We start from the raw sequence: 24,228 nt of genomic DNA, 5'->3' as shown, positions 1-24,228 counted from the left end.
CGGCCCGCGCCAACCGAATTATCCGGCGCCGTAGACCGGTTCCGGGTCCGCCGACTCCGCCAGGAGTTCGGCCACCACCGGGCCCAGCTCCACCGGGGCCCACCGCGCGCCCTTGTCGCGTTGCGGGCCGGGGCGCCAGCCGTCCGCGAGGCCGACGCGGCCGCCGTCCACCTCGAACACCCGGCCCGTCACCGACGAAGATTCCAGGCTGCCCAGCCAGACCACCAGCGGGGAGACGTTCTCCGGCGCCATCGCGTCGAAGCCGTCGTCGGGGGCGGCCATGTCGAACGTCGTCTCGGTCATCCGGGTCCGGGCGGCCGGGGCGATCGCGTTGACCGTGACGCCGTAGCGGCCGAACTCCGCGGCCGCGACCGTGGTCAGCCCGAGGATGCCCGCCTTCGCCGCCGAGTAGTTGCCCTGGCCGACGCTGCCGAGCAGGCCCGCGCCGGAACTCGTGTTGATCACCCGCGCGGCCCGCGTGCGGCCCGCCTTCGCCTCGGCGCGCCAGTACTCCGCCGCGTGCCGCAGGGGCGCGAAATGGCCTTTGAGGTGCACGCGGACGACCGCGTCCCACTCGTCCTCGGCCAGGTTGACCAGCATCCGGTCACGCAGGAAGCCCGCGTTGTTGACCAGGACGTCGAGGCCGCCGAAGGCATCCAGAGCCGCCCGGATCAGCGAAGCCGCGCCGTCCCAGGAAGCGACGTCGTCGGTGTTCGCCACCGATTCCCCGCCCGCCGCGCGGATCTCGTCGACCACGTCCTGCGCCGGGCCCGCTTCGCCGCCGCGGCCGTCCAGCGCCGCGCCCAGGTCGTTGACGACCACCCGCGCGCCCTCGGCGGCGAACGCGAGCGCGTGCGCCCGGCCGATCCCGCGCCCGGCGCCGGTGACGACCACGACGCGTCCTTCGACCAGCTTCATTCCTTCTCCTCCATCGCGTCTTCCATGGCACCGAGAAACGCCGGACGCTCGCCGCCGCCGTGCACCACGAGCCGCGCGCCGCTGACGTAGGACGCCAGCGGTGACGCCAGGAACACCGCGCACGCACCGACTTCGGCCGGTTCGGCGAGCCGGCCGAGCGGCACGGTCGCGCCGAGCGCCGCGGGGTCGCCGTACCCGTCGTCCGTGCGCACCATGCCGACGTCGAGCGCGTTGACCCGCACCTTCGGCGCCCATTCGACGGCGAGGGTGCTGGTCAGGTTGTCGAGCCCCGCCTTCGCCGCGCCGTAGGACGCGGTCCCCGGCGAGGGCCGCAGCGCGCTCACGCTGCTGATGTTGACGATCGCGCCGCCCCGGTCCTGGTGCTGCATCACGGCGTTCGCGGCGCGCGAGACGATCAGCGGCGCCAGGAGGTTCAGCCCGAGGACCTTCTCGTGGAAGCGCGGCGACGCCGTCGACGTGTCCGCGAACGGCGCGCCGCCCGCGTTGTTCACCAGGACGTCCAGCCGCCCGAAGCGCGCCACGATCTCCGCGACCAGGGCGTCGACGGCGTCCGGATCCCGGATGTCACAAGGGAAGAACGCCTCCCCGGGCGACGATTCCGGCGTACGCCGTGCGCAGGTCACGACCCGCGCGCCGGCCTGTTCGAAGGCGTGCGAGATGCCGAGGCCGACCCCGCGGACGCCACCGGTCACCAGGACGACCGCGCCGTCCAGGCCGAGTTCGAGTGTCACCTGCGACCTCCCGCTTTCGTCGTCCCGATGCTAACGTACCAAGCAAGTGCTAGGTTGTTAACCGCGAGAGGTGCCGATGACGGTTTCGACGCACACCCCGGAGCCCGGGATCGCCGTGGTCACCGTGACCGCTCCCCCGGTGAACGCGCTGACCGTGCGCGGCTGGTTCGACCTCGCCGAGGCCATCGAGAAAGCGGGCCGCGACCCGGCCGTGCACGTCGTCGTGCTGCGCGCGGAGGGCCGCGGGTTCAACGCGGGCGTCGACATCAAGGAGATCCAGCGCGACCCGGGGTACGACGCGCTGATCGGCGCGAACGAGGGCTGCGCGGCGGCGTTCTCGGCGGTGTACGACTGCCTCGTGCCGGTGATCGTTGCGGTGCAAGGATTCTGCCTCGGCGGCGGCGTCGGGCTGGTCGGGAACGCGGACATCGTCATCGCGGCCGACGACGCCGAATTCGGGCTGCCCGAAGTGGACCGTGGCGCGCTCGGCGCGGCGACGCACCTGGCGCGGCTCGTGCCGCAGCACCTCATGCGCGCCCTGTACTACACGGCGTCGAAGATCAGCGCGCAGCAGCTGCACCACCACGGTTCGGTGTACGCGGTCGTGCCGCGCGAAGAACTCGACGCAACCGCGCTCGGCGTCGCCCGGCAGATCGCCGCGAAGGACACGCGCGTGATCCGCGCGGCGAAGCAGGCCATCAACGGCATCGACGTCCAGCCCGTGCACCGCAGCTACCGGTTCGAGCAGGGGTTCACGTTCCAGCTCAACCTCGCCGGTGTCTCCGACGGCGCCCGGCAGGAATTCTTGGAGAAGGGAAAGCCTTGAGCGACAAGCGGATGAGCGTCGACGACGTCGTCGGCGAACTGCGCGACGGCATGACGCTCGGCATCGGCGGCTGGGGCTCGCGGCGCAAGCCGATGGCGCTGATCCGGGCGATCCTGCGGTCGCCGTTGAAGGAGCTCACGGTCGTCTCGTACGGCGGCCCGGACGTCGGGCTGCTGGCCTCCGCGGGTAAGCTGAAAAGGCTGGTCTTCGGGTTCGTGACGCTCGATTCGGTGCCGTTCGACCCGTGGTTCAACCGGGTGCGCGAAGCCGGGTCGATCGAGGTCACCGAGTACGACGAAGGCATTCTCGGCACCGGGCTTTCCGCGGCGGCGCAACGGCTTCCGTTCCTGCCGACGCGCGCCGGGCTCGGCTCCGACGTCATGACGTTCTCGCCGTCGCTGAAGACCGTCCGCTCGCCGTACGCGGACGGCGAGGAGCTGCTGGCCGTGCCCGCGCTGCGGCTCGACGCGGCGCTCGTGCACCTCAACCGCGCGGACGCCCGCGGCAACGCGCAGTACCTCGGCCCGGACCCGTACTTCGACGAGCTGTTCGCGCTCGCCGCCGACAAGTGTTACGTGTCAACGGAAAAAGTCATTCCCACCAGCGAGTTGACGGCGACGGCACCCGTGCAGAGCCTGCTGCTCAACCGCGCGAGCGTGCACGGCGTCGTCGAAACCCCGCGCGGCGCGCACTTCACGTCCGCCGCACCGGATTACGGCCGGGACGAACGCTTCCAGCGGCACTACGCGGCCGCGGCGAAGGATCCGGACGCCTGGCCGGCGTTCGCGGACCGGTTCCTGGCCGGCGACGAGACGGACTACCAGCGGGCCGTCACGCGGTTCGCGGAGGAGGCGGCATGACGCGCGCGGACGTCGCGGTCGTCGCGTGCGCGGAGCTGTTCCGCGGCGACGGCGAGATCCTGATCAGCCCGATGGGCTACGTCCCGGCGCTCGGCGCGCGGCTCGCGCGGCTGACGTTCGAGCCCGACCTGCTGCTGTCGGACGGCGAGGCCTACCTGCTCGAAAGCCCCGTCGGCGAGCCGGTGATCGAGGGCTGGCAGCCGTTCCGGAAGGTCCTGGACACCGTGGTGCCGCACGGGAAGCGGCACGTCGTGATGGGCGCCAACCAGGTCGACCGGCACGGCAACCAGAACATCTCCGCCATCGGCGACCACGAGAAGCCGAAGAAGCAGCTGCTCGGCGTGCGCGGCGGGCCGGGCAACACGGCCAACCACCGCACCAGCTACTGGGTGCCGCGGCACAGCACCCGGGTGTTCGTCGAAGACGTCGATGTCGTGTCCGGCGTCGGGTACGCGCGGGCACGTGCGGCGGGGTTGCGCTACCACGACGTCCACCGCGTGGTGACGAACCTCGGCGTCCTCGACTTCGGCGGGCCGGACCACGCGGCGCGGCTCGTGTCGGCGCACCCCGGCGTCACGGTCGGGGAGGTCGTCGCGGCGACCGGGTTCCCGCTGGTCACCGAGGGCGTCGCGGTGTCGAGGGAGCCGACCGGCGAGGAGCTGGAGCTGATCGCCCGGCTGGACCCGAAGTCGTTGCGGGAGAAGGAAGTTCCCGAATGAAGACGCGGCTGACCGAGCTGACCGGCGTCCGGCACCCGGTCGTCCAGACCGGGATGGGCTGGGTGGCCGGGCCGCGGCTGGTGTCGGCGACCGCCGAGGGCGGCGGGCTCGGCATCCTCGGGTCCGCGACGATGACGTTCGACGAGCTCGAAACCGCCGTCAAGGAGGTGAAGAGCCGGACGTCCGCGCCGTTCGGGGTCAACCTGCGCGCGGACGCCGACGACGCCGGCCGCCGCGTCGACCTGCTGATCCGCGAGAACGTCCGGGTCGCGTCGTTCGCCTTGGCGCCCAAGAAGGACATGATCGCGAAGCTGAAGGACCACGGCGTCGTCGTCGTGCCGTCGGTGGGCGCGGCGCGGCACGCCGAGAAGGTGGCGTCGTGGGGCGCGGACGCCGTCGTCGTCCAGGGCGGCGAGGGCGGCGGGCACACCGGCGGGGTGGCCACGACGCTGCTGCTGCCGTCGGTGCTGGACGCCGTCGACATCCCGGTGGTCGCGGCGGGCGGGTTCTTCGACGGCCGCGGGCTGGCCGCGGCGCTGGCGTACGGCGCGGCCGGGATCGGCATGGGCACGCGGTTCCTGCTGACGCGGGAGAGCACCGTGCCGGACGCCGTCAAGCAGGCCTACCTGGCGCGGGACCTGAACGGCACCATCGTCACCCGGAAGGTGGACGGCCTCCCTCACCGTGTGTTGCGGACGGGCCTGGTCGACGGGCTGGAGGCGGCCGGGACGCTCGGCGGGCTCGGCCGGGCCGCGGCGAACGCCGTCCGGTTCCGGCGGCTGAGCGGGCTCTCGTGGACGTCGCTGCTGCGCGAAGGCGTCCGGATGAAACGAAGCGGGCAGCGGACGTGGGCGCAGGTGCTGATGGCCGCGAACACGCCGATGCTGCTGCGCGCGGGGCTCGTCGACGGCGACCTCGGGGCCGGCGTGCTGGCGTCCGGGCAGGTCGTCGGGCTGCTCGCAGATCTCCCCCGGGTGGGTGACCTGATCGAACGGATCGTGGCCGACGCCGACGGAATCCTGCGCGGGCTGTGTGCTTGACTTTCCGGCATGATCTCGGAAAGCCGTTGCCCGGTGGAGGACGGTGAGCTCCAGGTCCGCCGCGGCGGTGAGGGGCCGGTGCTGCTGCTGATCGCGGGCGGTACCGGATCGGGTGACGCCTACCGGGCGCTGGCGAAGCACCTGTACGAGCACTTCACGGTCGTCACGTACGACCGGCGCGGCCACTTCGCCAGCACGGACACCACGACGGGCCCGGTCCCGGTGTCGCTGCAGGCCGACGACGCGCTGGCGGTGCTGAACCACGTGACGGCCGCGCCGGCCCAGGTGTTCGGCTCCAGCGCGGGCGCGCTGATCGGCCTCGACCTGGTGGCCCGCCACCCGGACAGCGTCACGACGCTGGTCGCGCACGAGCCCCCGGCGGTCCACCTGATGCCGGACGCGAGCGGCTGGCTCGACGCGGCGGCCGAGCAGGTCCGGTTGGCCCGTTCGGGTGACCTGATCGGCGCGGTGACCCGGTTCGCGGACGCGATCGCCGGGGCGGCGCTCCCGAACCTGCCCAACATCCGGCTGCCCCACGAGGCCGACTGGATCCGGCTGTTCGACCGCGAGCTGACACCGTTCTTCGACTACCTGCCGGACCTGCGCGCCCTGCGCCGGGCGAGCACGGAGATCCTGCCGGTGGCGGGCGAAGGCAGTCGAGGCCGGTACCACTACCAGCCGGCGAAGATCCTGGCGCTGGAACTGGGCTTGCCGTTCACGGAGACGCCCGGGGCACACCTGGCACCGCAACGAAACCCGGCGAAGTTCGCGGCGGCGTTGCGGGACCTGCTGGCCCCGGACGCGGCCTGACTCGTACGCCGTGTCGTCGCGTCAATCACGCGAGCCGGCGCTCAACAGCCCCCCGCCCTTCCCTTGGGGGGCGTCCCCAGGTCCAGTCTATCGGCGGAGCACGACAATCCGGCCGCGCGTGGCCTCCACGGCCGGAGTTGTCCACATCTGCCCCGGCCTGTGGACGACGCCGCACGGCGACCGAGCATCGGCCGTGCCCAGACGGACGACACACGTGTTTGTACGGACGACACGCGTGACCAGACGGACGACACGCGTGCTTGTACAGACGACACACGTGACCAGACGGACGACACGGCGTCAGACCACCCGGGTGCCGTCCTTCCAGACTTCACGGATGTTCGAAGCCAGCCCCGGGAAGTCGTACGGGTCCCCCGACACCACCACCAGGTCCGCCCGCATGCCCGCCTCGATGCGGCCCAGCTCGCCGTCCAGGCCCATGAGGCGCGCGGCCGACGATGTCGTCGCCTCCAGGACGTCGCCCGGGGTCATGCCGCACGCCGCCATCAGGGCCAGTTCCTCCAGGTTCGTGCCGTGCGGGCCGACGCCACTGTCGGTGCCCATCGCGATGCGGACGCCCGCCGCGTACGCGCGGCGCACCGAGTCGCGGTGGGCCTCCACCACCTCGCGGGCCTTCGAGACGACCGCCGCGGGCAGGTCGACGCCCGCGTCGGCGGCGCGGACCACGTTCACCGGGGCGATCAGCGTCGGGACCAGCCACGTGCCGTGGCCGAGCATCAGCTCGATCGCCTCGTCGTCCAGGTAGATGCCGTGCTCGATCGACCGCACGCCCGCGCGGACCGCGTTCTTGATGCCCGCCGACCCCTGGGCGTGCGCCATCACCGGCCGGCCCTGCATCGCCGCCTCGGCGACCAGGACCTCCAGCTCCTCCGGCGTGAACTGCGAGTGCCGCGGGTCGTCACGCGGCGAGAGCACCCCGCCGGTCGTGCACACCTTCAGCACGTCCGCGCCCGCGCGCAGCAGGGTGCGGGCGACGCGGCGCATCTCGTCGGGGCCGTCGGCCGTCGCGTCCGGGCGGCCCGGGTGCGGCACCAGCAGCGGGACGCACATCCCGGACGGGCTCCACGCGTCGCCGTGGCCGCCGGTCTGGCTGATCAGCCCGATCGAGATCTGCAGCCGCGGGCCCGGGATCAGGCCGTCGTCCACCGCCTGCTTGATGCCGAGGTCCGCGCCGGACGCGTCGCGGACCGTCGTGATGCCCAGCCCGAGCGTCGCCCACAGGTTCCGCGCGGCCTCGTAGAACTGGTAGGAAAACGGTTTCTGCACCCGCGCCAGCAGCCCGATGTCCGACACCGTGACGTGCACGTGGCAGTCGAACAGCCCCGGCAGCAGCACCGCGCCGGCGCAGTCGACACCCTCGTCGCCGTCCAGGTCCGTCCCGACTTCGACGATCCGGCCGTGCTCGACGGCGACGTCGGCCGCCGCCGGGTCCGAGCCGGTGCCGTCGAACACCGAACCGCCGGTGAACACCGTGCGAGTCACGCCGCCTCCTGGGGAGAAGCCTGTCGTTGGACCAGAGCGGCCAGGGCGAGGACGACGACGTTCGCGCCGAGCCCGACCAAGCCCACGTTGACGGTGCCGACCAGGTGAGTGTCCACAAAGGTCAGCCAGCTGACCACGAGCTCGCCGGCGATCAGCCCGGCGAGCACCGGGCCCTTGCCGACCGGCACGCGCCGGAAGAAGCCCAGCAGGTTGGCCGGGGCCAGCTGGACCGACCCCGAATAGGTGAGCAGCAGCAGGTTGGCCAGCAGATCCGGCCGGAAGATGCCGAGCACGAGGGCAAGAGTACTCGCGACCACAACCGTGCCGTGGTTGATCCAGAACTGCTTGCGGCCACTGCGGACACGGACTATGTTGCGCGCCACCAGCGACGAGATGCCGATCAGGATCCCGGCCGCCGGGACCATCGCGGTGGCCGTCGCGGCGACCACGACGACGCCCGTCACCCAGCCCGGCAACGCGTCCTTCGACAGCGTCAGCAGTACGCCGTTCGGGTCACTCCCCTTGGGCACCACGAGGATCGCGGCGAACCCGATGACCATCGGCAGCAGCAGGCACAGCTCGTACACCGGCATCCAGGCGTAGTTGCGCCGCAGCACCTTCGGGTCGCGCGCCGACATCAGCGCCGGCCACGAGTGCGGCAGCGTCATCAGGCCGACGCCGATGGCGCTGACCAGCATGCTCGTGATGAACCAGACATGATCGTTCGCTCCACTGTGGACGATCAGCTTCTCGGGGTGCAGCTGCTCGATCTTGTGGAACACGCCCGCGATCCCGCCGGCGAAGTGCGTCGGCACGGCGATGATGAGCACCACCAGCGCGACCAGCATGATGCCGTCCTTGAAGTAGGACGTCGCCGCGACGCCGCGCAGCCCGGCCCACAGCACGAACGCGACGATCAGCACGCTGCCGGTCACCATGCTGAGCGTGCCGGACGCGTTGTCGCCGGTGACCAGCCGCACGATCAGGCCGAGCCCGGTGATCTGCAGCTGCAGGTAGGGCAGCACGAACACGACGCCGAGCACCGCCGACAGCGTGCCGAGCGCCCGGCTGGAGTAGCGGTCCTCGAGGAAGTCGCCCTGCGTGAGGTAGCCGCGGTCCTTCCCCATCGTCCAGAGTCGCTTCGCGAGGAAGAACAGCACGACGTAGGCGATCGGCACGTACGGCAGCGCGTACATCGCGGCCACCCCGCCGGAGAACGCGAGCCCGGCCATGCCGAGGAAGGTGAAGGTGGTGAACACCTCGCCCGCCTGCAGGAACCACATGGTCATGGCGCCGAAGCGGCGGCCGCCGACGGTCCACTCCGCCAGGTCGGCGACGGGCCTGCGGCGGCCGACGAAGCCGAGCACGCCGATCAGGACGATGCCCACCAGGGTGAAGGTGAGGATCACGCGTCGTCCTCCTCCCCCGCCGCGCGCAGCAGGCGTTCCGACAGCAGCAGCGCCGGGGTGAACATCAGGCACCAGAACGCGCCCCACACGACCATCCGCGGCAGCCCGAGCCACAGCCCGGTCGTGTTGACGAACGGCAGGAACGGCATCAGGACCAGCGCGAGCACCGGGAGCAACGGCGGCCAGTGGTAGCGGCGCACGGCGTCACCCGGCCAGGAGCGCGAGCCGGCGGATCGCGAGCTCGGCCAGCAGCGCGGCGCCGTCGCCGAGCACGCTGTCGTCGAACCGCGCGCGCGGCGAGTGGTTGTCCGGCGCGGTCGCCGGGTCCGTCGGGCACGCGCCGAGGAACAGGTACGCGCCGGGCACGCGCTCGAGGACGCGGGAGAAGTCCTCCGACCCGGTGATCGGTTCGGCCATCTCGGTGAACCGCTCCGCGCCGAAGACGTCGCGGATGGTGGCCGCGACGAAGTCGTACGCGCCGGCGTCGTTGACCGTGGCCGGGTACTCGGGCTCGAACGTGACGTCGATGTCGAGGCCGTGCGCGGCGGCGATGCCGCGGCAGACCTGGACGGCGCGGTCGCCGACGCGCGCCGCCGTCTCCGGCGAGAACGACCGCAGCGTCGCCTCGAACACCGCGTCGTCCGGGATGATGTTGCGCCGGGTGCCGGCGTGGAACGTCCCGACGGTGACGACGACCGGGTCGAAGACGTCGAAGGCCCGCGTCACCATCGTCTGCAGCGCGGTCACCATCTCGCAGGCGGCCGGGATCGGGTCGCGCGCGTCGTGCGGGGACGAGCCGTGGCCGCCCTCGCCCCGCACCCGGACGGCGAGCGCGCCGGAGGCCGCCATGAGCGTGCCGGGCCGGGCGGTGAACTGGCCCTTCGCGTAGCTGGCGGCCGAGACGTGCAGGCCGTACGCGGCGTCGACGTGCTTGCCGGACGCCGTCAGGACGCCTTCCTCGATCATGTGACCGGCGCCGTCCCAGCCCTCTTCGCCGGGCTGGAACATGAACACAACGTCGCCGGGCAGGTCGGCTTTGCGGGCGCAGAGCAGCCGGGCCGCGCCGACCAGGCCCGCGGTGTGGAGGTCGTGGCCGCAGGCGTGCATGGCGCCGTCGAGCGTCGAGCTGAACTCCTCGCCGGTCGCCTCGGTCACCGGGAGCGCGTCCATGTCGCCGCGCAGCAGGACGGTCCCGCCCGGCTTGCCGCCGCGCAGGACGCCGGTGATCGACGAGAGGTTCTTGCCGACGCTCAGTTCGAGGTCGAGGCCGTCGAGCGCGGCGAGGACGCGCTCCTGCGTGCGCGGCAGGTGCAGGCCGATCTCGGGAATGCGGTGCAGGTCACGGCGCAGAGCGACCAGATCGTCGAGCAGGACGGCGGCGTCGGAGCGCAGGGTCATCCGCCGATCATGCGAGAGTCGAGCACAATGGCGGGAGAAAATCCTCAAAACCACCGTTTCGAGGGCTGATGAGCGAAGAATCCGCCATGTTGGACGAGCAGGACCTCAAACTGGTCGACGCGCTGCAGGCGGCGCCGCGGGCGTCCTGGTCGACGCTCGGGAACGCGCTCGGGCTGGGCGCGGTGACCGCCGCCCGGCGCTGGGACGGCCTCGTCGAGCGCGGGGACGCGTGGCTCACCGCCTACGCGGGCGGGGAGCTCACCGCGCAGCTCGCGCTGGCGTTCGTCGAGATCGACTGCGCGCCCGGCGCGGCGCTGCGCGTCGCCGACGTGCTGGCCGCCGACGTGCACGTCGTCACCGTCGAGTACCTCGCGGGGCCGTTCGACCTGCTCGCCCACGTCGTCGCGCCGACGTTGCGGGAGCTGGGCGCGCACGTCCTGGACCGGGTGACGGCGGTGCCCGGCGTGACGCGCGTGCGGACGGTGCTGTCACCGCGGATGTTCACCGAGGGCAGCCGGTGGCGGGTGCGGGCGATCTCGCCCGGGCAACGGGAAGCGCTGACGCCGAAGCCGGTGCGCCACCGCGCCCCGCTGCGCTTCGACGACGCCGACCGGGCGCTGATCCTGGCGCTCGGGGTGGACGCGCGGGTGTCGGCGGCGGCGCTGGCGGCCGAGCTCGGCGTCGGGGCGACGACCGTGCGGCGCCGGCTGGACGCGCTGCTGGCCCGGGGCGCGATCCGCGTCCGGTGCGAGATCGCGCGATCGGCGTCGCCCGCGCCGGTCACCGTGACGCTGTGGCTGCGGGTCCCGCCGGACAAGCTGGAGACGACGGCCCGGTCGCTGGCGATGCTGCCGGAGGTCCGGATGTGCGCGGCGGTGTCCGGCGAGGCGAACCTGATGCTGGTGGTGTGGCTGCCGACGCAGCACGACACGGTGGCGCTGGAGAGCCTGATGGCCGCGAAGCTGCCGTGGCTGGAGATCGCCGGGCGGGCCGTCACGCTCCGGAGCGTCAAGCTGATGGGCCGGCTGCTCGACTCCGCCGGCCGGGGCGTCGGCCGCGTCCCGCTGGACTTCTGGGCCGCGGTCCCCGTGCCGGAGCACGGGGACCGCAGCTGAGCCGGTCCGGAGGATGGGGGGTGAGGTGGAGGGAAGCATCCACCGGACCGGGGATTTCGGGGCCGGCGAGCGAGGGGGCGGTCGCCGGGGCCGGATCCGGGCGGAGCGTGGAAGTTCCGACGCCGGATGCGCGTGACCGGAAGCGGATCTCGCGTGACTGGGGACGTGACTCGCGTGATGGAAGACGTAAGTCGCGTGTCCAGAGGGGGATCTCGTGTGATTGGGGGGTCGGGTTGAGGGGTCCGGGCCGGCAGGTTGGGGGGTGAGGTGGAGGGAAGTCGCCTGCCGGGCCGGGACCTGAGGGGCGGGGTCTGTGCCCGCCGTTTCCTCCTTCGTTTGATCCCGCGGGGATCGTTGTGGGGTAAGGAATCCCGGCCCGGTGGACGTGGGGGGGGTGAGGTGGAGGGAAGACGTCCACCCGGCCGGGGCTCGGGGGCGGGACCGGGGGGTCCCGCGTATTTCAGGGGGTGGTGGTGCGGACCTGGCCCGGCGGACTTTGGGGGGGGGTGAGGTGGAGGAAGCGTCCGCCGGGACCGGGTCTCGCGTTACCGCACCGGCCTGGTGGGCAAGGGGGGTGAGGTGGAGGGGAAACACCCACCGGGCCGGAACTCACGACCGGGACCGTGGTCCCGGGTACTGCTACCGGCCCGGCGAACGGGGGGGTGAGGTGGAGGGAAGTGTTCGCCGGGCCGGGGATCGTGGGGCGGTCAGTACCCGCCGGGTGACGTCGCGACTGCCTGCTGGGCGTCGGGTCTGCGGGCCGGGTCGACCTTGCAGCCGCTGGGTTCCACGGCGTACCAGGTGTTCCCGACTCCGTGCCCGGTGGCTTCGCCGGGCGCGCCGTCCTTGCTGTAGGTGTAGACCGGCCAGCCGCCGACGGTCACCTGCATGGTGCCGTCCGGCCGCCGGATCCGGCCGATGAGGCCGGTGTCGACGCTCTCGGCGACGGTGATCCGGCCGTCCACCCGCACCGGCGGCCACGTCTTCGCGCAGGCACCGTCGCAAGTGGACTCACCGGAGTCCTTGCCGTCCTTGGTGAACAGGTAGAGCGTGTTGCCCGCCTGGTCGGTGAGCACCGGACCGAGGCCGCCGACGTCGGTGGTGCCGATCGTCGTCGGCTTGGCGGGTCCGGTGGCCGGGGAGCCGCTCTGGCCGGCTGCTTTCCCGCCGGTCGGGGTGATCGCCGCCCAGTCCGCGCTGACGTTCTGGCCGAGCGCGATGCCCCGGCCGGTGTCCTTGGCGTACCGGTAGACCGGCCAGCCGCCGACGGTCACCTGCCGCTGCCCGTCGGGTCGGGTGACCTCGCCGACGAGCTGCGCGTCCACTCCGGCGGCGAGCGCCGGGGCGTCGGAGACCAGCGGGGGCCACGTTTCCGCGCAAGCGCCGTCGCAGACGGCCTTCGGGGGCTTGGCGCTGTCCTTCGCGTACCGGTAGAGCGTGTGGCCTTCGGCGTCGGCCAGGACCGTGCCGAGACCCTCCACTGTGGACGTAACGAGCTGTACTTGGCCGGCACCGGCCGGAACCGTGCTCGCCGGTTGCTGCTGCTGAAGACCGAGTGCGGCCGGCTGAACGTTGCCGGACGTGGCGTACGGATTGGTCCCGCAGGCCGTGACCAGCGCGAGGCCGGCGACGGCGAGCAGAGCGGCAGCGACCGGGCGAGCACGGTTCACGACGTTCACCCTTCCTGGAGCGATGACCGGTGCAGGCGGTGGAGCGTTATTCCGCGCAGGCCTTGCCCGAGTTGACGCAGTTGACGAGGCGGTTCATGATCTTCTTGCTCATCACGTTGCCGAAGTCGTCGTGGTCGGAGCGCGGGTTGTGCTTCTCCTGCGCGAACGCGTCCACTTTGTACTGACCGTTCTGCTGGACGTCCTGCGGGACGTCGTAGACCAGCGTCACCTGCAGCTGCGGGATGTTCTTGAACCCCTGCGGGCACTTGCCCTGCTGGTCGGCGAACACCACGTGGGTGCGGTGGTTCGCGCTGTCGGTGTTCTTGCCGTCCCAGCAGTTCGGGAAGGCGTGGATGCGCTCGACCTTGCTGCCCGCCGGGCAGATCGGGTAGAGGTCGGTCAGCCGGTCCTCGAACCCGGTGCAGGTCCAGCTGGGCCGGGCGTTGGCCGGACCGTTGGTGCTCTGCTTGGCGTCACCGTAGAGGATCTTCAGGCCGAGCGGCATCGCGACGACGTTCCTCGCGCCACCGCCGATGAACTTCAGGGTCGCGGACTCCGGCTCGACGATCTCGCCGTCGTTGTCGCCGACCTCTTCGTTCGCACCCTCGGGGCCACCGAGCTCGCCGTCGGCCGGCGGTGCCGCGACGGTGCTGCTCTGGTTGCCGTTCTGGCCGCCCTGGTTCTTGCCGCCGCCGTTGTTGTTCTGGCCGCCGTTGTTCTGGCCACCGTTCTGGCCGCCGCGCCGGCGGTCCTGGCCCTGCTGCTGGTTCTGACCGTCCTGCTGCTGGGCGTTCTGGTCACCGCGCGTCGCGCCGCCACCGGTGTTCTTTTTCTTCTGCTGACCGTTCTGGTCCTGAGCGTTCTGGTCCTGAGCGTCGGGGTCCGCGTTCGGGTCGGCGGCGTTGGGGTCTGCGGCGTTGGGGTCCGCCGCCGCCTGGTCCTGCGCGTCCTGGCCCTCTCCGGCAGCGTCGGCCGCCTGGGCGTCCGCCGCGCTCTGGTCCTGCTGGACGTCGCCGGTCTTGCCCTGCTGCTCCTGCTCGGCCTGCTGGTTCTCGCTCTCGTTCGCCGCGTTATCCTCGCGGTCGATCCGGATGACCGGCCAGAAGTAGGCGGACTGGTCGCCGTTCTTGCAGGTGGTGTCACCGGCGAGCAGGCTCTTGAGGCTCGAGTCGGCGTCGGTGGTCACGTTGCCGACGTAGTCGTGCAGGTGCTGCGCGCCGTTCTTGATCCCGGGCTGGGCGATGAAGTTGTCCGGGTTGTGGTGGGCGCCGTCGGCGTTCGTTCCACAGTCGACGGTGAAGGAGCCCTGCGCACCCTTCTTCTTCAAGGCCGCGTTGACGTTGTTGCCGGCGGGAACCTTGTTGATGTCGATGAAGAACGACGGGTCTGCGGGGTCCGCGCTGGCCTCGCCCGTGCGGCCCGTCGAGACCGCGACGGCGAGTGCGCCGACGGCGATCGCCAGGCCGAGCGCGCCCATCGCGATCTTGGTTCGACGGGCAACACGATGCTTTCCCGTCACGGGGGACCGAGAATTCCGGGGCATGGACTAGTTCACCTCGTTCGTTATTCCGGGCGCGCCGAACAGCGCGGCAGCCCGGGCAAGAACTACCGATAATTGAGGTCGTGATTGGTGCGGAACCCGGGGGGAGTGCCGACCGGGGCCTGGCGCCGTGCGTTCCGGCGCCGCTGCCCGGTGCCACTCGGTTCCGGCTCGGGGGCTATCGGGTGCATCGGGGGATGCATTGGGGGATACGGACGCTGGTGGCGTGAGGTTCAAAAGCGACCAGCCCGTTATCTTTTCGTTATCTAACGCCGCGCAACCGGACAGCATTCACCCAGGTCACCGGGGATCAACCGCGAAAATGATTTAACGCTGCACCATGACGAGGACGGTGCCGTCCTCGCCACGGACCTCGAACCGGCCGATCTGGTCCATCGTCATCGACGTGGACCCCTGCAGCCGCAGCGGTTCGGGTGAGCCGGGGATGCCGAAGCCCTTGGGCGGCACCGACCAGCCGGTGACGACGCGCTCTTCGCCCGCGGCGGAGATGGCGACCAGCTGACAGTTGAGCGGCCCGACGATCCCGCGCAGCTCGAGCTCGACCCGGCTGCCCCACTCGACGGGCAGCACGGTGACGAGCGCGTTGACGGCCGACCCGCCGCTGCCGCGGCCGTAGGTCTGGCCGCCACCGGGCGGCCGGCTCGTCGACGCGGCCGACGGCGGTGGTGTGGACGTCGCGGGGACGCTCGTCACGGCGGACGCCGGCTTGCCGCTCGGCGCGGACAGGGAGGCGGGCGGGACGGCGTCGGCGGGCCGGACGGCGAGCGTCACGAGCGGCCCGGCGATGACGAGCGCGGCGGCCGCGGTGCCGGCGATGATGCCGGCCCGGCGCCGGCGTCGCCGCTTCACGGACGCCTCTTCCATCAGGCCGCGCAGCACGCGGGGCCCGGGGGCGAGGGTGCGCGGGCCGGGGGCGGGCATCGGGGGCTCGGGCCAGCTGCGCTTGACGAGGTCGAGCACGTCCGGCAGCTGGTACAGCTCGATCAGGTCGAGCTGGCAGTCGGGGCAGTTCATCAGGTGGGCTTCGAACTGGTTGTTCTCGGCCTCACTGAGGACGCCGAGCACGTACGCGGCGACGTCGGTGTGTGCGGACCCGGCCACCTCAGCTCACCCCCGCTCGCGCAACGCTCGGCGCAGGGCGCGGACGGCGTGGTGGATGCGGGACTTGATGGTGCCCGGGGGCACGCCGAGGGTCGCGGCGACCTCGTTCACGGTCCGATCGCGCAGGTAGGTCTGCTGGATGGCCTCCCGCTGCTCGGGCGAAAGCCCCTGCAGCGCCTCGTAGACGATCATCGCGGCGAGCGTGCGGTCCGACTCGTCGGACACCGTGATCGCGTCCGATTCGATCTCTTCGAGCTCCTGGGGACGGACGCTGCGGCTGCGCCAGCCGTCGATGACGGTCCGCCGGGCCACCGTGAACAACCACGCGCGCAGCATCTCCGGCCGGCGGTCCAGCTTGTCCGCGTTCCGCCACGCCTTGATCAGGGTCTCCTGCACGACGTCTTCGGCCCACTGCCGGTCGTGGCCGGTCAGCCGGAGCGCGAACGCCATGAGGGACCCACCGAACTCCTGGTAGAGCGCCTTCGCCAGATCATCGGAGGCGTCGTTCGGCTCGACAACCACGCCTTCTTGATCTTCGACGGGTCTCAGCGCTCGAGTGTGCCGTCCCACGCGGGACATCCTGGTGTGCCGGAGCCCCGGCGTCCAGTACCAAATGAGCCCGAAAGTTTTTTGAACCGTTTCCGGACCGTGTCCGTATCCCCTACCGAAGACCCCCGACAAGGCGTTGTCCCCCGCAACGCTCCGCATCCACCCCGGACCAGTCGTCCACAGTGGATCTTCCGCGCGCTTTTTCGTTGCACCCCCGGCAACAGCGCGTAGTCATGCCCCACGGAGGAGCAGTGATCCGCATTCCCCGACCGGTGGTCCCCGCCGCCGTGTGCCTCACCGCACTCGCTCTGCTCACCGCCTGCACCGCCGGCGCCGCGACCACTTCCGGCGGTTACGCCGCAGGTGGGGGCGCCGGCATGCAGATGCCCGGCCAGCAGGCCCCGATGACCCTCGCCATGCCGCAGCCGATCACGGCCAACCCGAACGACCCCGCGAAGAGCCAGATCCGCGCCGCCAAGACCTTCGACCTCGGGCTCATGCTCGTCGACGGAACCGGCTACACGATCTACCGCTACGACCGGGACTCGTCCGACCCGTCCCGGTCGAACTGCACCGGCGCCTGCGCGACCAAGTGGATCCCGGTCAACGTCGGCGGCCCCGCGCCGATCGACGTCGACCCGTCCCTGATCGGGCAGCTCACCCGCGACGACGGCAGCCAGCAGCTCACGCTCGCCGGCTGGCCGCTCTACCACTTCACCGGCGACAGCGAACCGGCCGACACGTCCGGCCAGGGCGCCGAGCAGGCGTGGTACCCCATCGCGCCGGACGGCAAGAAGATCACGCTCACCCAGGACGAGTGGAGGCAAAATGCGTTCGGCCTCTGAGTTCGCCGCGCTGGAGCTCGACCCGCCGTCGCCCCTCGAACGCTCCCGGCCGCTGGTCCGGATCCTGTTCGTGGTGGTCGCGGTGCTGACGCTGCTCGCGCCGGGCTCCGCCTCGACCGCCCAGACCACGGCGGTCTCCCCCACCGACTCGGTGCTGCTGACCAAGGTCCGCCAAGCGGGTCTGTGGGAGATGCCGTCGGGCATGATGGCCATGCAGAAGGGCAGCCCGCTGGTCAAGGAAGTCGGCTTCGCGATCATGATGGATCACGGCCGGCTCGACGTCGCGACCCGCGCGCTGTCGGCGAAGCTGAACTCGCCGGTGCCCGACCAGCCCTCCGACGAACAGCGCGGCTGGCTGCTCGAAGAGATGAACGCGGCTCCCGGCCCGGCGTTCGACCGCGTCTTCGCCAACCGGCTGCGCGCGGCGCACGGCCAGGTGTTCGCCGTCCTCGCGCAGCTGCGGGCCGGCACCCGCAACGACGACGTGCGGGCGTTCGCGACCGTCGGCAACCAGGCCGTGATGCGGCACATGACGATGCTCGAGAGCACCGGGATGGTCGACTACACCGCCCTGCCCGAGCCCGCGGTGTCCACCACCGCGGCGCCCGCCGGGGCCCCCCTCGGCCTCGACACGTCCCAGATCGCCGTGGTGGCGGCGCTGTTCCTGCTGGTCGGTGGCGGCCTGTTCTACGTGCTGCGCCAGATCAAGGGCAACCGCAACCGCGGCCGCACCCGGACCTCGTCCCGGCCCGCCGGAGTGAGAACCGGGGGCAGTCATGGTTGAGACCTGGCACGACGCGACGATCCTGATCACCCAGCAGTTCCAGCCGAAGACCGACCCGGCGGCGCGCGGCCTCGCGGCGTTCGCGGCCCGGGCGTCCTACGCGGCGATGATGCTGACCCTCACCTGGGGCGTGCTCACCGCCACGGGCTGGGTGCGTTCGGTCACCGGCCGCAAGGCGCTGCGCAGCTCGCACATGGTCCTCGCGACCGGCACGCTGATCTTCGGCGGCATCCACGCGCTGGGCTTCTTCTACCTGACCATCCAGCCCTACAGCCTGCAGTACCTGTTCCTCCCGTTCCTGTCCGGCCAGGAGGTCCGGCACAGCATCGGCATCGTCGGTTTCGAGGTCATGGTGGCCATCGCGCTCACCGCCGGCCTGCAGCGGTTCACCTCCTACCGCCGCTGGCTGTGGCTGCACCGCTGCGCCTACCCGGCCGTCGCGCTGACCGCGTTGCACGCCTGGTTCGGCTCGATCGCCAACGGTCACCTCGCGGTCGTCTGGCTGGGCGGCATCACGCTGCTCATCCCGGCCGCGACGCTGTCGCTGCTGCGGTTCATGCCGGCCCGCACCCTCGAACGCATCGGACTCGTGGAAGAGCAGGTGGCTTGACATGCCGCTCCGTTTGCCCGGTGGCGGGCCCCGGATCAGCGTCGACAACGACCGCTGCGAGCTCTACGGCATCTGCGCCATGGAGGCGCCGGACGTGTTCGACCTCGGCCAGGACGGCCGGCTGCGCTTCCGCACGCGGCTGCTGGACGAAACCACCATGGAACAGGCGAAGATGGCCGCTCGCTGCTGCCCGATGCAGGCGGTCGTGATGAGAGGGGACCTCGATGGCTGACGGCGACCGGATCGTCATCGTCGGTGCGGGTGTCGCGGGGTTGCGCGCCGCGGAACGACTGCGGGAACAGAACTTCGACGGCGAGATCGTGCTCATCGGCGACGAGGCCCGGCGCCCCTACCACCGGCCGATGGTCTCCAAGGCCTTGGTGATGGGGACCGAACGGCCCAGCGACGTGGGCCTTTCGCACTACCTGCCGGACCTGGACGTGCACTGGCGCCTCGGCGCCCGCGTCACGCACCTCGACACCACCGAGCGGGTCGTGCACCTGCCCGGCGGCGAATCCCTCTGGTACGACGGCCTGATCGCCGCGACCGGCGTCTACCCGCGGCACCTGCCCGGGTCGCCGCGGCACGACCCGCGCGTGCGGATCCTGCGCACGGTCGAGGACTCGATGGCGGTGCGGCGCTGCCTCAACGCCAGCAAGAAGCCGGCCGTCGTGATCGGCGCCGGCCTGATCGGCAACGAGTTCGCCGCGAGCATGCGGCACATCGGCCGGGACGTCACGCTGATCGGCCACGCGAAGGCGCCGCTGCACCGCTTCGGCGACCGCGTCTCGAGCGGCGTCGTCGAGGCGCACCACGAGCACCGCGCGAAACTGTCGATGAAGAGCGAAGTGCGGCACTGGATCAGCACGAAGGACACCGTCGGGCTGCACCTGACGAACAACCAGCTGCTGGTCGCCAGCGTCGTCGTGCTCGCCATCGGCAGCGTCCCGTCGGTCGACTGGATGCGCGGCTCCGGCCTCGACATCAGCGACGGCGTGCTGTGCGACTCGAAGCTGTTCGCCGAGGGCGCGTCCGACGTCGTCATCGCCGGTGACATCGCGCGCTGGCCGAACCTGCGTTTCGACGAGACCCCGCGGCGGATCGAGCACTGGATCAACGCCGTCGAGTCGGCCCGCCACGCGGCGGACAACCTGCTGCTGGGCCAGTCGAGCGCCAAGCCGTTCACCCCGCTCCCCCGGGCGTGGTCGACGCTGTACGACACGCGGCTGCAGATGTGCGGCATGCCTTCGCTGGCCGAAGACACCGTGACGCTGGCCGACGGCATCACCGGCTTCATCCGCGACGGCCGGCTCGTCGGCGTCTCCTCGTGGGACAAGCCGCGGGCCATGCTCGACTGGATGGCCGAGCTGGACCGCCGGCTGCCCGCCCCGGACTTCGTCCCGGAGCCGGAGCCCGCTCCCGCGGCGGCCGAGGTCCCGGTGGTCGAACCGTCGATCGCGGCTTTGGCGGCCGAGGTGCCGCCGGAGTTCGAGAGCGGCTTCGACGCCCAGGCCTTCGAGCGCGAGTTCGAGAGCGAGTTCGCGAACAACATCCCGACGACGGCGTTCGCCGCGCAGTCCCTGCCCGCGCCCCCCACGACGGCGTTCGCCGCGCAGTCGCTGCCGGCGGGAGCGCTGCCGACGATGGCCATCCCGATGGGGAGGTAGAAGACGGGGGCGAGGCTGCGCGCGGCGGCCCTCGTCCCTCGGCCGGTCACCACACACCCTCCGCGGCTGGGTGGCGTGGTGACCGGCCCCCACAACAGCGTCCCCCTGCCCGCCTCGCGCCCGGACTCGGGCCGAGCGTCCGGCGGGCCAGGAGAGGGCCATCCCGAGGGAACCCGACACCCCTCGAGGTGGCCTTCTTCCGGCTCGCCGGACGGGGGTCCGGGGTCGTGCGCCACGGCGGTCGGCACGACGCTGTGGCGTGTGCCTCGTGAAGGCCTTCCCGCCGGAAGGGTATGCCGGCGGGAAGGTCTTCACGGGGACTGAGTGCACAATCGGGGTTGCACCGGCCAGGGCCGGTTCGAGGGAACGGGAACCCTCGAACCGGCCTTCGCTGTGTCCGAGGGCGTCAGGTCAGGTTTTCGACGATCGTCACGTTGGCCGTGCCGCCGCCTTCGCACATCGTCTGCAGCCCGTAGCGGCCGCCGCGGCGCTTGAGTTCGTGGACCAGCGTCGCGAACAGCTTCGTGCCCGACGCGCCGATCGGGTGTCCGAGCGCGATCGCGCCGCCGTTGACGTTCACCCGGGACGGGTCGGCGCCCGTCTCGTCGAGCCACGCGAGGACCACGCTCGCGAACGCCTCGTTCACTTCGAAAAGATCGATGTCACCGATCGTCAACCCGGTGCGACGCAACGCGTGCGCGGTCGCCGGGATCGGGCCGGTGAGCATCCAGACCGGGTCCGCCGCGCGGACCGACAGGTGGTGGACGCGGGCCATCGGCGTCAGGCCGTGGTCGCGCACGAATGACTCGGACGCGATGAGCGTCGCGCTCGCGCCGTCCGAGATCTGGCTCGCCACCGCCGCCGTGATGCGCGATTCCGGGGACAGCGGGTTCAGGCCCGCCATCCGTTCCAGGGAAGTGTCGCGGCGCGGTCCTTCGTCCTTGCCGAATTCTCCGTAGGGCGCTATTTCGTCGTCGAACAATCCGCCATCGGACGCCGCGGCCGCGAGCTGGTGACTCCGCAGCGCGAATTCCTCCATCGCGACGCGGGAAATGTCCCAGTGCCCGGCGATCATGTCCGCGCTGCGGAACTGCGACACCTCATTCGCGCCGTAGCGTTCCTGCCAGCCTTTCGAGCCGGAAAACGGATCCTCGAACCCGTGTTCGCGCCCGGCGAGCATCGCCGCGCCGATCGGGATCGCGCTCATGTTCTGCACGCCGCCGGCCAGCACCAAGTCCGCCGTGCCGCTCAGCACGGCCTGCGCCGCGAAGTGCACCGCCTGCTGGCTCGAGCCGCACTGCCGGTCGACGGTCACCCCCGGCACGTGCTGCGGGTACCCGGCCGCCAGCCACGACGTCCGCGCGACGTTGCCGGCCTGCGGGCCGAGGGTGTCGACGCAGCCGAAGATGACGTCTTCCACCAGTTCGGGGTCGACGCCGGTGCGCTCGACGATCGCGCGGATCACGTGCGCGCCGAGGTCGGCCGGGTGGACCGCGCTCAGCGCTCCGCCGCGCTTGCCGACCGGCGTCCGCACCGCGTCCAGGACATACGCTTCAGCCACGTCGCCTCCGCTTGGTCGTTCCGATGCCGTCGAGCAGGATCCCGAGGTACTGCTCCGCGACGTCCTGCGCGGTGAGCGCGCCGTCGGGGTTGTACCAGCGCACGGCCACCCACACCGTGTCGCGGATGAAGCGGTAGGTCAGCTCGACGTCGAGGTCCGCGCGGAAGACGCCGTCCGCCACGCCGTCGGTGAGGATGCCGTTCCACAGCTTGCGGAACTCGGCGTTGCGGTCGTTGAGGTAGGCGAACCGCGGCAGCTGCATGAGGTGCTTGGCCTCGTTCTGGTAGATCGCGACCTGCGCCGGGCGCCGGTGGATCGAGTCGAACGACGCCACGACGACCGCTTCGAGCGTCTCGCGCGGGCCGAGCCTCTGGGCGACGATCTCGGCGTAGGAGCCGAACAGCTCGTCGAGGAAGCCGGTGAGGATCTCGTCGGCCATCGACTCCTTGGAGTCGAAGTGGTGGTAGAGGCTGCCCGAGAGGATGCCGGCGGCGTCGGCGATGTCGCGCACGGTGGTGGACACGTACCCGCGCTCGGCGAACAGCCGCGCGGCCAGGTCCAGCAGCTCCGCACGGCGGCTGTTCTTCACGGGACTCATCCAGGCACCTCACGCACGTTGCGAACTCACGGACACGACCTCGCCGGTGAGGTAGGAGGAGTACTCACTGGCCAGGAACACGATCACATTCGCCACTTCCCACGGCTCGGCCGCCCTCCCCGAAACCTCACGGGCGGTCAGTTCTTCGAGCAGCTCGTCGCTGGTCACCTTGGCCAGGAAGGGGTGCATCGCCAGGCTGGGGGCGACGGCGTTGATCCGGACGCCGAGCGGCGCGGCGTCGACGGCGGCGCACCGCGTCAGGGCCATCACGCCCGCCTTGGCCGCCGCGTAGTGCGCCTGCCCGCCCTGGGCCCGCCAGCCGAGCACGGACGCGTTGTTGACGATCGCGCCGCCGTCCCCCTGCGCGGCGAACCGGCGCAGGGCCGCGCGGGTGGCGCGGAAGGTGCCGTTGAGGGTGACGTCGAGGACCCGCGTCCACTCCTCGTCGGTCATGTCCACCAGCGACTTGGTGCCGCCGAGCCCGGCGTTGTTGACGACGACGTCGATCCGGCCGAACCGCTCGGCACTGCCGTCGATCAGCGCCTGTATCTGGTCCTCCTGAGTGACGTCGCAGGGGATCGCGTGGACGTCGCCGAGGTCCGCCAGCTCCGCGGCCTTCTCGCCGAGGCGGCGTTCGTGCCAGTCGCTGACGACGACCTTCGCGCCCTCTTCGAGCGCGCGTTTCGCGGTGGCGGAGCCGATCCCGGTGCCGGCCGCGGCGGTCACGACGACCACCTTGTCCCGCAGCAGGTTCGCGCCCTCGGGGTACTTCGGGACGGTGATCACGGGCGCGCCTCCCGGGGCAGGCCGAGCACGCGCTCGGCGATGATGTTCCGCTGGATCTCGTCGGAGCCGCCGTAGATCGTGTCGGCGCGGGTGAACAGGTACAGCCGCTGCCAGTCGTCGAGGCCGCCGGGCGTGAGCATCCCGGCCGCGCCGCGGATCGCCATGGCCAGCTCCCCGAGGGCGCGGTGCCAGTTCGCCCAGACGAGCTTCGCGACCGACGCCGTGCCGGGGCCGGTGTCGCCGAGCGTGCGGACGGCGTGCGCGCGCATGACTTCCAGGCCGAGCCAGGCCCGGTCGACGCGCTCGGCGAGCACCGGGTCGTCGAGCGCGCCGCTGTTTTTCGCGAGGTCGGTCAACGCCGTCAGCTCGCGCCGGAAGCCGACCTGCTGGCCGAGGGTGGCGACGCCGCGTTCGAAGGCCAGGGTGCCCATCGCGACGCGCCAGCCGTCACCCGGCTCCCCCACCGCCAGGTCGCGCGCGGTGCGGGCGCCGTCGAAGAAGACCTCGTTGAACTCCGCCGTGCCGGTCAGCTGGACGATCGGGCGGACGTCCACTCCGGACTGTCGCATCGGGACGAGCAGGTAGGACAGTCCCTGGTGGCGTTTCGAGCCGGGTTCGGTGCGGGCGACGACAAAACACCAGTCGGCGTGCTGCGCCAGCGACGTCCAGACCTTCTGCCCGGTGACCACCCACTCCTCGCCGTCGAGCCGGGCCGACGTCGAGACGGCGGCGAGGTCGGAGCCCGCGCCGGGTTCGGAGTACCCCTGGCACCAGAGTTCTTCGGCGGCGACGATCGGCGGCAGGAAGCGGCGCTGCTGTTCTGGGGTGCCGAACGCGATGAGCGTCGGGCCCAGGAGTTCCTGGCCGAAGTGCCCGACCTTGGCCGGGGCGTCGGAGAGGGCGTACTCCTCGTGGAAGACGACCTGCTGCTCGAGGGTCGCACCGCGGCCGCCGTGCTCGACGGGCCAGCCGACGCAGTTCCAGCCGCCGGTGGCCAGTTCTCGTTCCCAGGCCAAGCGCTCGTCGAACGCCTCGTGCTCGCGGCCGGGGCCGCCGCGGCCGCGCAGCTTCGCGAAGTCGCCGCGCAGGTGTTCGGCCAGCCAGGTCCTTACTTCGTCACGGAAGTCTTGGTCGGACACCGTCACC

General features: G+C 71.6%; 25 protein-coding genes. 11 read left to right on the top strand and 14 right to left on the bottom strand.

All coding sequences use genetic code 11. From position 1 onward, the window contains the following. Positions 1-18: 18 nt before the first annotated feature. Together MUY22_RS25930 and MUY22_RS25925 are read right to left on the bottom strand one after the other, a co-directional pair. Positions 19-918 (bottom strand): SDR family oxidoreductase, encoded by a 900-nt coding sequence (locus tag MUY22_RS25930; RefSeq protein WP_247063407.1) that lies wholly within the window; start codon positions 916-918, stop codon positions 19-21. Beyond that, positions 915-1,670 carry an SDR family oxidoreductase gene (locus MUY22_RS25925; protein WP_247063405.1) on the bottom strand — a complete coding sequence of 252 codons (756 nt, stop codon included), beginning with the start codon at positions 1,668-1,670 and terminating at the stop codon, positions 915-917. The genes MUY22_RS25930 and MUY22_RS25925 overlap by 4 nt, the downstream gene beginning before the upstream one ends. Positions 1,671-1,746: 76 nt before the next feature. On the opposite strand from MUY22_RS25925, the gene MUY22_RS25920 reads away from it, so the two are divergent. The 5 genes from MUY22_RS25920 to MUY22_RS25900 are packed head-to-tail and all read left to right on the top strand — an operon-like array spanning position 1,747 to position 5,925. Next, positions 1,747-2,496, top strand: coding sequence for an enoyl-CoA hydratase family protein (locus MUY22_RS25920; RefSeq protein WP_247063403.1), 750 nt, complete (start codon positions 1,747-1,749; stop codon positions 2,494-2,496). Next, positions 2,493-3,356: a CoA transferase subunit A gene (locus MUY22_RS25915; protein WP_247063401.1), complete on the top strand. Its 864-nt coding sequence runs from the start codon at positions 2,493-2,495 to the stop codon at positions 3,354-3,356. The genes MUY22_RS25920 and MUY22_RS25915 overlap by 4 nt, the downstream gene beginning before the upstream one ends. Then, on the top strand, positions 3,353-4,075 hold the full coding sequence (locus MUY22_RS25910) for a CoA-transferase subunit beta (RefSeq protein ID WP_247063399.1): 723 nt from the start codon (positions 3,353-3,355) through the stop codon (positions 4,073-4,075). Before MUY22_RS25915 ends, MUY22_RS25910 begins: the two co-directional genes overlap by 4 nt. Further along, positions 4,072-5,115 carry a nitronate monooxygenase family protein gene (locus MUY22_RS25905; RefSeq protein WP_247063397.1) on the top strand — a complete coding sequence of 348 codons (1,044 nt, stop codon included), beginning with the start codon at positions 4,072-4,074 and terminating at the stop codon, positions 5,113-5,115. Before MUY22_RS25910 ends, MUY22_RS25905 begins: the two co-directional genes overlap by 4 nt. A 9-nt stretch (positions 5,116-5,124) precedes the next feature. Further along, positions 5,125-5,925: an alpha/beta fold hydrolase gene (locus tag MUY22_RS25900; protein WP_247063395.1), complete on the top strand. Its 801-nt coding sequence runs from the start codon at positions 5,125-5,127 to the stop codon at positions 5,923-5,925. Positions 5,926-6,225: 300 nt separating this feature from the next. Here the strand turns inward: MUY22_RS25900 and MUY22_RS25895 are convergent, their stop codons facing one another. From MUY22_RS25895 to MUY22_RS25880, 4 genes are read right to left on the bottom strand one after another with little or no spacing between them, the layout of a single operon-like run. Continuing rightward, entirely contained in the window at positions 6,226-7,428 is a 1,203-nt protein-coding gene (locus tag MUY22_RS25895; RefSeq protein ID WP_247063394.1) for an amidohydrolase family protein, read from the bottom strand. Beyond that, positions 7,425-8,837, bottom strand: coding sequence for a sodium:solute symporter (locus tag MUY22_RS25890; RefSeq protein ID WP_247063392.1), 1,413 nt, complete (start codon positions 8,835-8,837; stop codon positions 7,425-7,427). Before MUY22_RS25890 ends, MUY22_RS25895 begins: the two co-directional genes overlap by 4 nt. Next, a complete protein-coding gene (locus MUY22_RS25885) occupies positions 8,834-9,037 on the bottom strand; it encodes a hypothetical protein (protein WP_247063390.1) in 204 nt (67 codons plus the stop codon). The genes MUY22_RS25890 and MUY22_RS25885 overlap by 4 nt, the downstream gene beginning before the upstream one ends. Positions 9,038-9,041: 4 nt before the next feature. Next, positions 9,042-10,235, bottom strand: a complete 1,194-nt coding sequence (locus MUY22_RS25880) for a M20 family metallopeptidase (protein WP_247063388.1) — start codon at positions 10,233-10,235, stop codon at positions 9,042-9,044. Positions 10,236-10,321: 86 nt separating this feature from the next. Between MUY22_RS25880 and MUY22_RS25875 the strand changes: the two genes are divergently transcribed. Beyond that, positions 10,322-11,350 (top strand): Lrp/AsnC family transcriptional regulator, encoded by a 1,029-nt coding sequence (locus MUY22_RS25875; RefSeq protein ID WP_247063387.1) that lies wholly within the window; start codon positions 10,322-10,324, stop codon positions 11,348-11,350. Between the two features lie 707 nt (positions 11,351-12,057). Here the strand turns inward: MUY22_RS25875 and MUY22_RS25870 are convergent. The 4 genes from MUY22_RS25870 to MUY22_RS25855 all read right to left on the bottom strand — a co-directional run bounded on the left by MUY22_RS25870 (position 12,058) and on the right by MUY22_RS25855 (position 16,252). Next, positions 12,058-13,020: an SCO0930 family lipoprotein gene (locus MUY22_RS25870; RefSeq protein WP_247063385.1), complete on the bottom strand. Its 963-nt coding sequence runs from the start codon at positions 13,018-13,020 to the stop codon at positions 12,058-12,060. Positions 13,021-13,066: 46 nt separating this feature from the next. Continuing rightward, positions 13,067-14,563 (bottom strand): DUF1996 domain-containing protein, encoded by a 1,497-nt coding sequence (locus MUY22_RS25865; protein ID WP_247063384.1) that lies wholly within the window; start codon positions 14,561-14,563, stop codon positions 13,067-13,069. A gap of 324 nt (positions 14,564-14,887) precedes the next feature. Then, the gene (locus MUY22_RS25860) at positions 14,888-15,682 is read right to left on the bottom strand and encodes a zf-HC2 domain-containing protein (protein WP_247063382.1); all 795 of its coding nucleotides are present in this window, start codon (positions 15,680-15,682) and stop codon (positions 14,888-14,890) included. A gap of 6 nt (positions 15,683-15,688) precedes the next feature. Continuing rightward, a complete protein-coding gene (locus MUY22_RS25855) occupies positions 15,689-16,252 on the bottom strand; it encodes a sigma-70 family RNA polymerase sigma factor (protein ID WP_247063381.1) in 564 nt (187 codons plus the stop codon). A 230-nt stretch (positions 16,253-16,482) separates the two neighbouring features. On the opposite strand from MUY22_RS25855, the gene MUY22_RS25850 reads away from it, so the two are divergent. Genes MUY22_RS25850 through MUY22_RS25830 form a run of 5 tightly spaced genes read left to right on the top strand, consistent with a single transcriptional unit; the run spans position 16,483 to position 20,137 of the window. Next, entirely contained in the window at positions 16,483-17,076 is a 594-nt protein-coding gene (locus tag MUY22_RS25850; protein ID WP_247063380.1) for a hypothetical protein, read from the top strand. After that, positions 17,060-17,860 carry a DUF4142 domain-containing protein gene (locus tag MUY22_RS25845; RefSeq protein ID WP_247063379.1) on the top strand — a complete coding sequence of 267 codons (801 nt, stop codon included), beginning with the start codon at positions 17,060-17,062 and terminating at the stop codon, positions 17,858-17,860. The genes MUY22_RS25850 and MUY22_RS25845 overlap by 17 nt, the downstream gene beginning before the upstream one ends. Then, a complete protein-coding gene (locus tag MUY22_RS25840; RefSeq protein ID WP_247063378.1) occupies positions 17,853-18,470 on the top strand; it encodes a ferric reductase-like transmembrane domain-containing protein in 618 nt (205 codons plus the stop codon). Before MUY22_RS25845 ends, MUY22_RS25840 begins: the two co-directional genes overlap by 8 nt. A gap of 1 nt (position 18,471) precedes the next feature. Further along, positions 18,472-18,702 carry a ferredoxin gene (locus MUY22_RS25835; protein WP_247063377.1) on the top strand — a complete coding sequence of 77 codons (231 nt, stop codon included), beginning with the start codon at positions 18,472-18,474 and terminating at the stop codon, positions 18,700-18,702. Next, positions 18,695-20,137: an NAD(P)/FAD-dependent oxidoreductase gene (locus MUY22_RS25830; protein ID WP_247063376.1), complete on the top strand. Its 1,443-nt coding sequence runs from the start codon at positions 18,695-18,697 to the stop codon at positions 20,135-20,137. Before MUY22_RS25835 ends, MUY22_RS25830 begins: the two co-directional genes overlap by 8 nt. 406 nt (positions 20,138-20,543) lie before the next feature. On the opposite strand, the gene MUY22_RS25825 is transcribed toward MUY22_RS25830, so the two are convergent. The 4 genes from MUY22_RS25825 to MUY22_RS25810 are packed head-to-tail and all read right to left on the bottom strand — an operon-like array spanning position 20,544 to position 24,221. Next, positions 20,544-21,698: an acetyl-CoA C-acetyltransferase gene (locus MUY22_RS25825; protein ID WP_247063375.1), complete on the bottom strand. Its 1,155-nt coding sequence runs from the start codon at positions 21,696-21,698 to the stop codon at positions 20,544-20,546. Continuing rightward, the gene (locus tag MUY22_RS25820; protein WP_247063374.1) at positions 21,691-22,296 is read right to left on the bottom strand and encodes a TetR/AcrR family transcriptional regulator; all 606 of its coding nucleotides are present in this window, start codon (positions 22,294-22,296) and stop codon (positions 21,691-21,693) included. The genes MUY22_RS25825 and MUY22_RS25820 overlap by 8 nt, the downstream gene beginning before the upstream one ends. Before the next feature lie 9 nt (positions 22,297-22,305). After that, positions 22,306-23,082 carry an SDR family oxidoreductase gene (locus tag MUY22_RS25815; RefSeq protein WP_247063370.1) on the bottom strand — a complete coding sequence of 259 codons (777 nt, stop codon included), beginning with the start codon at positions 23,080-23,082 and terminating at the stop codon, positions 22,306-22,308. Continuing rightward, positions 23,079-24,221, bottom strand: a complete 1,143-nt coding sequence (locus tag MUY22_RS25810) for an acyl-CoA dehydrogenase family protein (RefSeq protein WP_247063368.1) — start codon at positions 24,219-24,221, stop codon at positions 23,079-23,081. Before MUY22_RS25810 ends, MUY22_RS25815 begins: the two co-directional genes overlap by 4 nt. Between the last annotated feature and the right edge of the window lie 7 nt (positions 24,222-24,228).

It is taken from the genome of Amycolatopsis sp. WQ 127309, assembly GCF_023023025.1.
GTDB lineage: Bacteria > Actinomycetota > Actinomycetes > Mycobacteriales > Pseudonocardiaceae > Amycolatopsis.
The sequence above is the reverse complement of the archived record's forward strand: the minus strand, read 5'-3'. Positions and strand labels throughout refer to the sequence as shown.